We start from the raw sequence: 11,256 nt of genomic DNA, 5'->3' as shown, positions 1-11,256 counted from the left end.
GCGTCAGGAGGTGATCAGCCCGCCCGCGCCCACCCGCGCAACGCGCCGCGATAGGCCTCGGCCAGCCGAATGACGATCTCCCGGCGGGACAGGCCCGTCTCTCGCAGCAGGTCCTGGATCTCCCGCGGGTCGTACATGATGTTGTTGAGGAACAGGGCGTACTCGAGCATGTCGTCGGGGAGACCGAGGTCGTCGAGCAGCCCCCGCACCGGCCTGGCCCAGGCATCCCGCATGGCGACGATGATCTCGTTCCCGTTGTGCAGCCGCTTCAGGTAACCCTGCCGGGATCGAATCTGCACCAACGCCGGGCCGTACTCGTCGAGCAGGTCCATCCACTTGTCCACGACGGAATCGAACAGCGGTTGCCCTTCCGCCGTCGACGCCGCGCTGAAATCGCGGAGCTCTTCGACGACGCTGAGCACGTAGGCGGCGAGCACGTCGTCCACCGTGGAGTAGTAGCGGTAGGCGGTGGCCGGGCCGATCTCCGCGCGGGACGCGACGGCATGCATGGTGAGCTGGTCGGGTGCTTCCCGGGCAAGCTCGCCGACGGCCTCGAGAAGGCGCCGGCGGTTGCGGCGGGTGTCACTACGCAGCTTGTCCTCCCCACGTCGGGCGCCCTGCCGGCCGGTCACGGGCTACTCCACCCACATCCACGTGCAGGCGAAGGATATCCCTTGTGAGCGACTCGCGTCCGGCCGCCCGGACCTGCGCGGCACGAGGCGCCGCCCGCCCGGCCTCGTCAGCGTCGTCCGCCGCCGAGGTGGCGGACGATGCGGGTCAGCCCGGTCCGCAGATCGTCCTCCGAGGCCGCGAACGAGATCCGGACGTGGCCCTCCCCCGAGGGACCGTACTCGGCCCCGGCCCGAACCATCACCTTCCGCTCGGCGAGCTCGCGCGCGACCACCTCGGAGGGCCGGTCCGCGTCGTAGCGGAGGAACCCGTAGAACGCTCCCTCCGGTGGGACCAGGTGCAGGCCGGGAACGCCGGACAGGTGCGCGACCACGAGCTCGCGACGCTGCCGGTACCTTTCGGCCATGGCGTCCACGACGCTGCCCGGCAGATCGAGTGCGGCGAGTGCCGCGTGCTGGGCCGCCGTGTTCAACGAGCCGTTGTGGGTCCGGTGCACGTGGGCGGCCGCGTCCACCACCTCGCGCGGCCCGGTCAGGTACCCGACCCGCCAGCCGGTCATCGCGTACGTCTTGGAGAACGTCTGCACGTACACCGTACGGTCGCGCAGCGACTCGACCTCCAGCGCCGAGGTCAGCACATGCCCCGGGTAGACCAGCCGGTGGTACGCCTCATCGCTGACGACCAGGACACCTGAGCCGTCGAGAAGGTCCCCGAGGGCCTTGAGCTCCTGCTCGCGGTGGACGATACCGGTCGGGTTCGCGGGATTCGAGAAGATCACCATCGCGGCCCCGGGGAGGGCCGCGGCCAAGGCGTCGAGGTCCCAGTGCAGGTCAGGGGCGAGCGGAACGAAGTCCACGCTACCCCCGGCCAGCACGACCAGGTCGGCGTAGAGCGAGTAGGCGGGCTCGGGGATGACCACGCGGTCGCCGGGGCCGATCATCGCGAGTACGACGGCCGCCAGCGCGGCGGTGGCGCCGTGGGTGATCAGAATGTCGTCGGCGGTCCAGTTCCGGGCGGGGTGCGCGGGCAGTCGCGAGGCGAGCGCGGCGCGCAACTCCGGCAGGCCCTTCTGGTCGGCGTAGTGGGTGTGTCCCGCACGCAGGGCGGCCGCGGCGGCCTCGATCACCGGCGGCGGCGTCGGGAAGTCCGGTTCGCCCATGGCGAGGGAGACAGCGCCCGGCGGGGCCGGAGTCAGGGCCGGGCGCCGCGACTGACGGCGCAGGTCACTGATCCGGTAGGCGGGAGGCAGGCCGGCCAACGGGCCGGTCAACGAGCTGGTCAGCGGGCCGGCCGTCGGGCTGGTCAGCGGGTCGGTCAACGGGCTGGTCGTCGGGCCGGTCGTCGGGCCGGTCGTCGGGCCGGTCGTCGGGCCGGTCCGCGGGCCGGTCATTGGGTCACCGCCGGCCGGCCGGCGCGCGCGGCGAGGATGCGCCGCCGCAGCACCTCCTCCTTCTCGACGATCCCGGAGACCGCGTCCACGACCTCTCGCACGCGGTGGCGGGGGATGACGGCGACCCCGTCGGCGTCGCCGACGAGCACGTCACCGGCCGCCACCACCACGCCGCCGACCGCCACCGGTACACCGATGGCCCCGGGTCCGTCCTTGAAAGGTCCCGCGGGGGTGACCGCCCGTGCGTAGACGGTCAAGCCCATCGCCGACAGCGCCCGGACGTCGCGTACGGCGCCGTCGACCACCGCGCCGGTCACCCCGGCGTTCACCATGATCTCGCCGATGAGGTCGCCGACCAGCGCACGGGTCAGGTCTCCGCGCCCGTTGACGACCAGGACGTCGCCCGGCCGGGCTTCGTCGAGCGCCCGGTGGATGGCGAGGTTGTCACCCGACCGCACGTCCACGGTGAGGGCGTTTCCGACCAGCGTGGCGCGCTCGGTGACCAGCCGGATGCCGCCGTCCATGACGGTCATCCGCTGCAGCGCGTCACCGACGTTCGCGGCCGGCACCTCCCCCAGGCGGTGAGTCTCCTCCGCCACCACGCGATCCCAGCTCGGAGCGATGGACACGCTGTCCGTCGCCGCAGCAATGAACAAGATGGTTCTCCAATCTCAAATGAGATAGATTTATCAGTTGGAGCGATCGTAGCCCCTGCGGTGTCGACCTACAATGCCGCCGCGGCCCGGCCTGCGCGGCTGACCGCGTCGCCGGACGGCTCGACGAGCGTGGGCAGTCGGACGGAGCCCGACCCAGCCGCAGCCCTCGGGCGGCGGCGTCGCGCCCGGCACTGTCGACTCCCTGCCCGCCGTCCACCGACTGTCCGAAGATTCCCGTCCGGACGGCGGCCTGCCACCTGCTCACCCCGGAGCGCGTCCCCGACGTCATGGGCGGGGACGAGGATTACGATCGACACCGTTATGGTGGGAGAAGTCCTATGTGGAAACTCGGTGCTGTAATCGCGGGTGCAGCTTTCCTCGCGCTCGGATGCGGTATGAAGTCCGATGTGGTGTATCGGGCGAGTCCTGCTGCTCTCAGCGACGTACGCGGTATAGGCATTGTTCAGGCAGAGGCCAGTGACGAGGTCGGTTATGACGATGGCATCGTCGTAACGAATACGTTGGTCATGGATGTTGGAAGCGCGCGAGTGGAGGAGGCGGTCGACAGGTCCGCCAGTCTCCTCCAGCGGCGCGGGTGGGTGATAGTCGGCAAGAAGCACCCATGGATGGTGGCCATGGAATCTGCTCGCCGGCGAGCGCACTTAACGCTGAGTTCGTTCACTGCTGACCGTCTGGCGCGCCATCAGGGCATTCTGGAAGCGCTTGCGATCAAGTCCGCCACCACGGAATCTGCAGTAATAATCGAGGTGAATGTCTACCCAGGGGAGCAGTGACAGGCTGAGGATTCCGATTCAGAGCCAGGTCGCGATGTCGCGGCGGGCGACCACGAGCACCCAGCAGCCGGTGTCCTTCTGGCCCGCCGGCTCAATGAGCGAGTCGCTGCAGTTCGTTCAGATAGTCGGTCATCGCGTCGCGGTTGCGGATCAGGATGTCGATGCGCTCGGTGAGCCGGTCACGCTCTCGTTCCAGTACGGCCACCGTTTCCGGCAGGACGCCTTCGAAGACGATGGGGTCGCGGGGCGAGTCGAGGCAGGGCACGATCGCGAGGACCGCGGCCTTCGAACCCGTTCGCGACGTCGTCGAGGAGCACCTGCGCAGCGGCGCCGAGGTGGGGTTGTCGCTGGTCGTCGAGCGCGACGGTGACCGATTGCTGGATCTGTGGGGCGGCCACCGCGACGCGGCCCGGACACAACGGTGGGAGCGGCACGCACTCGGCCGATGAACACCACGGACCGTCCCGGGGGCTGGTACGCGCCGGCGAACCGCCGGCCGGGGGACATCGATCAGGACCAGGTCCCGCAGATCGAGGTCCCGAAGCGGAGCCCCGGCCGGCACCTGCGGCGGGCCCGCGGTGGTGCCGGCCCTGCTACGCATCAGCACATGACCCACGAGGACGACTTGGACCGCCGCCCCGGTGACGTGAGCTGGAAGACGACCTTGTGCGAGGTGCCCAGGTCCATGGTGACCTGCTTCTTCGAGCCGAAGTAGTCGCTCCGGCTGTAGGACGGCAGGCTCCTGGAGCCCTTTTCGACGACCTTGCCGTCGACGAGCCACCTGTAGGAGAACCGGGCTCCCATCTTGGTGGCCTCCAACCCCACGCCGAAGCTCACCGGGCCCGTGTAACAGGTGACACCCTTCTGGTTGATCCTGGACGCGCCGGCGACCCGTACGTAGGCGAGGGTGAACGAGGCGGCCTTGGCGCTCTTCTTGACCGCCTTGCCGGAGTGGGCGGCCATGGTGGGCAGGTCGAGATACGCCGTCGTAGAGGTGTTCCCGGCGAGGGCGCCCGCTGCCAGGCACGCGGCGGCCACGATGGAGATGACCGGGAGGCGTGGTTGCAGGCGGAAACGGGCTCGGGAAGCTTCCGGACGCAGGGGATCGACATTTGACATGAACCGAGTGACTCCCATGACGGCTGTACGGACCTCCCGCACACTAACGTGATCTTGGGACGGACCGCCACATCAGGGGCACTTTCGGCGCCCGACGAACGCCTCGCCGGGATCTTCTGGAAGTGAGGGACGACGCGGCGGGCGGCAAACGCCTGCGCGTCTTGAGCCGGACCCGCTTACCGCATCCCTCGTCTTCACCGAGGTCCTGGGCGGCAGAGGACTCCTCACCATCGCAGAAGGGCTCCTCTGCGACGGCACCTGTGCCCGTCCGTCCATGACCGGACGAGGAACCGCCATCGCAGTGGGATCGCTTGGTCGAAGACGGCTGTTGGCGCGGGGCAGGCTGACGCGGGCCCGGGACACCGCCACGGCGCGTGCCGGGACCGACGCGGGTGGCAAGATCCTCTACCGCGACGAGGACCAGGCAGTGGCCGAGCGCGTCCACGAGATCGCGGGCAAGCGGGGTCTGTCCCCGGCCCAGGTCGCCCTGGCCTGGGTCATGCGCAACCCGGCGGTGACCTCGCCCATCGTCGGGGTCACCAAGCCGGCCCAGCTGGCCGACGCGGTTGCCGCGGTGGACGTCGAACTCGACGAAGACGAGGCCGCCTACTTGGAGGAGCCCTACCAGCCGCACGAGGCCGCCTACCTGGAGGAGTCCTTCTACAAGCCGCACCCTGTGGCGGGCGCCCGGTAGTCCGGGCTGCCGCCGGACCTTCGCCGAGTCCTTGCGCAACCCGGTGGCCGGCCCGGCGGTGCTTGCTGTTCCTCGCCAGGAACCTGCGCGGCCAGCTCACCTGGTCTTTACGGCGTCACGATCGCGAACGCGGGATCCGGACCTTCCAGTACGGCGGTCAGACGGCGCAGGACGTTCATGTCACCCTCGTGCTCAATGCCGTCGGCCGACTGTCCGGTGAGCAGACCGAGTAGTTGCCGCTTGGTGAGCGTGAGCGTCAGGTCCACCCGCTGCGGCGGCGGATCGGCCTGGTGGATGAGTGCGCCGTTGGACAGCGTGGTGCGGTGGCGTTGGCTCAGATCCGTCAGCAGCCAGTCGATGGCCAGGCTCTCCTTCCACGCCTTGGGACCGTCGACGCGGATGGCCAGGGAGTCGAAGACCTGCTCGACGGTCAGGGCCGCGACCAATTCCGGGGAGGTGGTGTCGAGGTCGGCGGGGACGACGTCGCCGGTCAGCTCCAGCGCGCCGACCAGGTAGAAGTTGCGCCAGGTTCCGTTCTCGGCGCCGTGGCCGAGGCGGGTGTAGACCTCGGCGAGCATGCTGCGCGCCTGCCGGTCGTGCTCATCGGCGAAGACGGCGTGATTGAGCAGTGAGGCGGCGAACCGCAGATCGCCGTCGTCGATGTAGCGGCGGGCGAAAGCCAGGACGCCCTCGCGCCCGCCCATGCACTCGACGTAGCGGCGCGCCTGCTCGATGGGCGGATGCTCCCACAGATGGGCCGGGTTGCCGTCGAACCAACCCAGATAGCGCTGGTAGATGGCCTTGACGTTGTGGCTGACCGAACCGTAGTAGCCGTGGGTGTGCCAGGCCTGCTCCAGCGCGGGCGGCATCCGCATGGCCTCGGCGATCTCAGTGCCCGTCATGCCCTTGTTCAGCATGCGCATGGTCTGGTCGTGCATGTAGGCGTACATGTCGCGCTGCTGCGACAGGAAGCGGACGATCTTCTCGTGGCCCCAGGTGGGCCAGTGGTGCGAGGCGAACACGACGTCGGCCTGATCGGCGAACAGGGCGATCGCCTCGGTCAGATACCGCGACCAGACGCGCGCGTCCCGGACCAGAGCACCGCGCAGTGTGAGGATGTTGTGCTGGTTGTGCGTGGCGTTCTCGGCCATGCACAATGCCCGGCGGTCGGGGATGAGGAAGTTCATCTCCGCCGGCGCCTCGGTGCCCGGGGTGAGCTGGAAAACGATCCGTACCCCGTCGAGCGTCTCCTCCTGCCCGGTGCGCGTGATGTCCTTGCTCGGCGGGATGAGCGAGATGGTTCCGGTCGAGGTGGTCATGCCCAGCCCGGTCCCGATCTGCCCTTCCGGTGAGCGGGGCAGGGCCGGGCCGTACATGTAGGTGGCGCGGCGGTTCATCGCGGTGCCGGCGTAGACGTTCTCGGACACCGCGTGGTGCATGAACCCGGCCGGCGCCAGGATCGGCACGCTGCCGTCCGTGACGCCGCGCACCCCACCGAAGTGGTCGGCGTGAGAATGGGTGTAGATGACCGCGGTGACCGGACGGTCCCCTCGCTGGTCGCGATAGAGCCCCAGCCCTGCCGCGGCGCACTCGACAGACAGCAGCGGGTCGACCACAATGACGCCGCGCTCGCCCTCGATCAGGGTCATGTTCGACAGATCCAGGCCGCGCACCTGGTAAATGCCGTCGGACACCTCGTACAGGCCCTGCTTGACGCACAACTGCCCCTGCCGCCACAGGCTGGGATGCGCGGTGTCCGGGCACTCCTGCGCCAGGAAGCTGTAGGACTCGCTGTCCCACACGACACGGCCGTCGCTTCTGACTGTCGCGGGACTCAGCGCAGCCACGAATCCGCGGTCGGCGGCCTCGAAGTCCGCCTGGTCATCAAAGGGAAGGTCTGCCACAAATCTGGCCTTCCCGCTGGCGACCCCGACCTTCCACCATCAGCCGGTACGCTCACCCGCCCGTGACCGACTCTTTGACCGCCTCGCGAGATCGCCGGTGGTCGCGTTCACCTCCGCCGCGAATGCGACCCTCGGACACATCGCCAAGCAGGCGCTGGAACGACTCCAGCACGTGGATCTTTTCCGAGGAGATTGTTCATCCCCAGCCTGTGGACGACGCCACCTTCCAGAACGTTCGAGATCTGCTCGCCGGTCGTGGCAAGGCGGTGAAGGAGGATCCGGCCGAGCATCGGGTGCATCTGCGCACCACGAACCCGATCGAGAGCACCTTCGCCACGGTCAGGCACCGCACCAAGGTCACCAAGGGACGGGGCTCACGGGCCGCCGGCCTGGCCATGGCGTTCAAGTTGATCGAGTCCGACCAAGCCCGCCGGCGCGCCGTCAACGCACCCCACCTCGTCGCCCTCGTCCGCGCCGGAGCCACGTTCAAGAACGGCAGACTGTTGGAACGCCCCCACGAACAAGGCAGCCTGAACCGCTGGCCAGGCAGGAGAGGACGCATGATGATCGACAAGATCGCCTGGATCCACCTCAACGAAGGCAAAATCCTCAGCACCCGATCACGAGGCAAAGACGTCTACTACATCCCCGGTGGCAAACGTGAGCCCGGCGAGACCAACCTCGACACGCTGACCCGCGAGATCGACGAGGAACTCGCCATCACGATCCTGCCCGATACCGCCATACACCTGGGCACCTTCCACGCCCAGGCACACGGCCACGCCGATGGCGTCAGCGTCCAGATGACCTGCTACACCGCCCAACACCACGGCACCCCAACCCCCGCCAGCGAGATCGAAGAAGTCATCTGGCTGACCTACGCCGACCGCCACCGCGTATCCCCCGTCGACCAGATCATCTTCGACCACCTACACCAGACCGGCCAACTCCACTGAACAACTTGATCCATCCGAGCTGCCCGTTCGACGCACTTTCGGCATCAGCGCGATCATCTACTCAGATCCGCCCAAAGGGGAGCCATCGCCATCGCTATCTCACTATTGTCACCTGGAGAACGAACCACGCCGCGATGGTGAACGCAGGTCGACAATCGACGGGCCGGCCTCCCAACTGCGCCGGGATTGATGGAGACTCTGGGCCGTAGGTGCCTCGGGAGCGCTGGCGGATCTGCTGGATCAGGTCGGTCCGCCATACAGCCGATCCCGCCAGGCGTAGTAGCCGGATACCGAGACGTTTCGGGGGTGCCACCCGTCTGAGATTCACATGATCATCCGGATGGCCTCCGGAGCTTCCGAGTCGGAGCGAGCCTCGATGATCTGGCGTTCCTCCGCCGTGATCAGGTCGAGAAGGTCGAGGATGGCGAGGCATCTTCTCCTGGCGTCCGTGGCCTGCTCGATTTCGCCCAGATCCCGGTACGCCTGCCCGAGCCCCCACCAGTGCTCGGCTTCGAGAGGGGTTTCACGCGTGCCTGCCACGCCGTCGGCGTCCAGAGCCGCGCGATAACGCTTCACCGCGTCCGCGGGCGAGCCGGTCGAGCGATCGATGGAGGCGAGATGGCCGAGTGCTACCGCTACACCGGTCGCGTTCCCCACCTCTTCGGCGATGGCCAGGGACGCGGAGTGCGCCTCGACGGCCTCACCGAGACGGTCGGCCTTCTGATAGGTGGTACCGAGGTTGGTGAGCATGACGCCCTCGACGTAGCGGTTGCCCTGGCGCCGGACGAGCCCCAGTGCCTGGTGGAACAGACTGATGGACTGCTTCAACCGCCCGGCCTGGCGGTGGGAGAGGGCGAGCAGGTTGAGCTGGCTGGACTCGCTCCGGAGATCGCCCGCCTCCCGCGCCGCCGCCAGCGCGATCTCCGCGTGGTGGATGCTCAAGTCGAGGTTGCCGGTCCGGTTGTGCGCGCCGCCCAGACTGGCGTGGGCCGCTGCTCGATAGTGAGGATCGCCGGTGACGTCGCATGCCTCCACGGCCAGCCGTCCGACGACCAACTGTTCCCGGAACCGACCGCATGTGTCAAAGGGCGCGTACAAGTCGGCGGCGAGTGCGACCGTCAACTCGGGGCTGATGCCGGACGCCTGAGCGACGATCGCGGGCAGGTTGCGCGCCTCTGCGTCGACCCAGGCGCAGACGTCGTCCATGCTTTCGAGGGCCAGGCCGGGCAGTTTCGGCTCGGGCGCGAGCGACGGTCTCCGTCCGTGTGCAGCCACCTCTGTGGCCCTGCGGGCGGAAGCGAGGTACCAGTGCACCACCCGTTCTGCGGCCTGCTGTCGCTCCGGCTCGCTCTCCTCTTCCCGCACGCGTTCGCCGGCGAACAGCCGGAGCAGGTCGTGTGTGCCGTAGCGGCCGGGAACACGGGTCTCCATCAGCTGGGCGTCGGCGAGTCGGTCGAGCGTGGTCTCTGCCTCCCCCTCCTGCACGTCGGCGAGGGCCGCGGCGGCCGACACGCTGATGTCGGTGGTGTCGAGCAGACCTGCCAGGCGGAACATCCGCGCCGCCGAAGAATCCAGGTCGCGGTAGCTGGCCATGAAACTCGTACGGACCGCGCGGTCGTCCACCTCCAGCTCTGACAGCCGGTCCTGCTCGGCGGCGAGCCGGTCGGCCAGCGTACGTATCTTCCACGTGGGACGCGAGGTCAGGCGGGCGGCGGCGATGCGAATGGCCAGCGGCAGCCGACCGCACCGGCGTACGACCTCGGCCGACGCCTCGGGTTCAGCGTTCACCCTGGCAAGGCCGAGCAGGCGGCGCAGCAGCGCTCGCGCGTCGTCGTCCGGCAGCACTTCCAGCCGCTCGCACACGGCCGCGTCCAGGGTGGCGAGCAGCTTCCTGCTGGTGACCAGGACGCCGCAGTCCGGGTGGGCGGGCAACAGCAGCCGGACCTGGGCGGCGTCGACGGCGTTGTCGAGTACGAACAGCAGCCGCTTGCCCTTGGTGAGCGTCCGCAGCCGGACCGCTGCCTCGTGGGTGTCGATCGGCACGGCGGAGCCCTCGACGCCGAGCGAGCGCAGCATCCGGCTGAGCGCCTCAATGGGTTCGAGTGCCCTGACTCCGGGGGTGGAACCGCTCAGGTCGACGTAGAGCTGGCCATCGTCGTACTGGTCCGCCACCTGGTGGGCGACGTGGACGGCGAGGGCGGACTTGCCGATGCCGCCCGGCCCGGCGATGGCGCACACGGCCGCCGAACGGCGGCCGGCGGCCGTCAGAGCGGCGCGTAGCCGCGCGATCTCGTCCGACCGGCCGGTGAACGTCTCCACGTCGCCGGGCAACTCTGCCGGACCGGCGGACTGCTCGCCCGACACGGTGGGCTGCTCGGACCGCACCAGTATGGGGGCTCCACGGAGCATCTCCTGCTGCACCCGACGCAGTTCCGGCCCCGGCTCGATCCCGAGCTCGTCGACGAGGGCCTGCCTGGTCCGCTGATACGCCTCCAGGGCCTCACCTTGGCGGCCGGTGTGGTACAGCGCGAGCATGAGCTGTTCGGTGAAACGCTCGCGCATCGGGTGCTCGGCCACCAGCCCGCGTGCCGTGGCGATGACGTCGGTGTGCCTGCCGAGCGTGAGATCGGCGGCCAGCCGGTCGTGCAGCGCCGACAGCCGCAGCTCCTCCAGTCTGGCCGCCTCCTCGGCGAGCGGCGGGCAGTCGGTCAGGCCGGCGTACGCGTCGTCCCGCCACAGGCCCAGCCCCTGACCGAGCAGTGAACTCGCCCGCTCGAGATCGCCCCCGTCGGCCGCCTCCCTGCCCTGCGTCACGAACTCTTCGAAGCGGCTGGAGTCCAATTCGCCGGGGCGCACGGCGAGAAGGTATCCGTTGCCGCCCGATACGAGCCGCTCCTCCTGGCCGCCGGCTTCGAAAGCGCGCCGGAGCTTGTGCACGTAAACGCGGAGGTTCGCTCCCGATGACGAGGGAACCTCGCCGTGCCACCACAGCGCGTCGACCAGTTGGGACGGGGGAACGGGCTGGTTGGCCGAGCGGAGCAGTAATCCAAGAAGCATTCGCTGTTTGCGTGTGCCGATGTCGACACGCCCCGCGGGGGTCGTGACCTCCATGT

10 protein-coding genes and 1 pseudogene are annotated in these 11,256 nt (G+C 68.9%); 5 read left to right on the top strand and 6 right to left on the bottom strand.

Annotated features, from left to right (window positions below):
* Window positions 1–14 precede the first annotated feature (14 nt).
* From E1295_RS14825 to E1295_RS14815, 3 genes are all read right to left on the bottom strand, one after another.
* Window positions 15–632, bottom strand: a complete 618-nt coding sequence (locus E1295_RS14825) for a TetR/AcrR family transcriptional regulator (protein WP_132630843.1) — start codon at window positions 630–632, stop codon at window positions 15–17.
* A 107-nt stretch (window positions 633–739) separates the two neighbouring features.
* Window positions 740–2,020 (bottom strand): pyridoxal phosphate-dependent aminotransferase, encoded by a 1,281-nt coding sequence (locus tag E1295_RS14820; RefSeq protein ID WP_181957995.1) that lies wholly within the window; start codon window positions 2,018–2,020, stop codon window positions 740–742.
* Entirely contained in the window at window positions 2,017–2,676 is a 660-nt protein-coding gene (locus tag E1295_RS14815) for an RraA family protein (RefSeq protein WP_132630842.1), read from the bottom strand. Before E1295_RS14815 ends, E1295_RS14820 begins: the two co-directional genes overlap by 4 nt.
* A gap of 395 nt (window positions 2,677–3,071) precedes the next feature.
* On the opposite strand from E1295_RS14815, the gene E1295_RS14810 reads away from it, so the two are divergent.
* Both E1295_RS14810 and E1295_RS14805 read left to right on the top strand, forming a co-directional pair.
* A complete protein-coding gene (locus tag E1295_RS14810) occupies window positions 3,072–3,470 on the top strand; it encodes a hypothetical protein (protein WP_132630841.1) in 399 nt (132 codons plus the stop codon).
* A 233-nt stretch (window positions 3,471–3,703) separates the two neighbouring features.
* Window positions 3,704–3,919 (top strand): hypothetical protein, encoded by a 216-nt coding sequence (locus tag E1295_RS14805; protein WP_132630840.1) that lies wholly within the window; start codon window positions 3,704–3,706, stop codon window positions 3,917–3,919.
* A gap of 151 nt (window positions 3,920–4,070) precedes the next feature.
* Here E1295_RS14805 and E1295_RS14800 read toward each other — a convergent pair whose 3' ends face one another.
* A complete protein-coding gene (locus E1295_RS14800) occupies window positions 4,071–4,508 on the bottom strand; it encodes a hypothetical protein (protein WP_132630839.1) in 438 nt (145 codons plus the stop codon).
* A 409-nt stretch (window positions 4,509–4,917) separates the two neighbouring features.
* Here E1295_RS14800 and E1295_RS14795 point away from each other — a divergent pair, with 409 nt between their 5' ends.
* Window positions 4,918–5,283, top strand: coding sequence for an aldo/keto reductase (locus E1295_RS14795; protein ID WP_246080042.1), 366 nt, complete (start codon window positions 4,918–4,920; stop codon window positions 5,281–5,283).
* Window positions 5,284–5,390: 107 nt separating this feature from the next.
* Here E1295_RS14795 and E1295_RS14790 read toward each other — a convergent pair whose 3' ends face one another.
* Window positions 5,391–7,187 carry an alkyl/aryl-sulfatase gene (locus E1295_RS14790; protein ID WP_132630838.1) on the bottom strand — a complete coding sequence of 599 codons (1,797 nt, stop codon included), beginning with the start codon at window positions 7,185–7,187 and terminating at the stop codon, window positions 5,391–5,393.
* A 278-nt stretch (window positions 7,188–7,465) separates the two neighbouring features.
* Here E1295_RS14790 and E1295_RS14785 point away from each other — a divergent pair.
* Window positions 7,466–7,702, top strand: a pseudogene (locus E1295_RS14785) (IS256 family transposase); the annotation flags it as partial.
* Between the two features lie 45 nt (window positions 7,703–7,747).
* Window positions 7,748–8,143, top strand: coding sequence for an NUDIX hydrolase (locus E1295_RS14780; RefSeq protein ID WP_220448717.1), 396 nt, complete (start codon window positions 7,748–7,750; stop codon window positions 8,141–8,143).
* A gap of 324 nt (window positions 8,144–8,467) precedes the next feature.
* Here the strand turns inward: E1295_RS14780 and E1295_RS14775 are convergent, their stop codons facing one another.
* Window positions 8,468–11,254, bottom strand: a complete 2,787-nt coding sequence (locus E1295_RS14775) for an AfsR/SARP family transcriptional regulator (protein WP_281284745.1) — start codon at window positions 11,252–11,254, stop codon at window positions 8,468–8,470.
* Window positions 11,255–11,256: the final 2 nt, after the last annotated feature.

This window comes from Nonomuraea mesophila, from assembly GCF_004352805.1.
Classification (GTDB): Bacteria; Actinomycetota; Actinomycetes; order Streptosporangiales; family Streptosporangiaceae; genus Nonomuraea; species Nonomuraea longispora.
The sequence above is the reverse complement of the archived record's forward strand: the minus strand, read 5'-3'. Positions and strand labels throughout refer to the sequence as shown.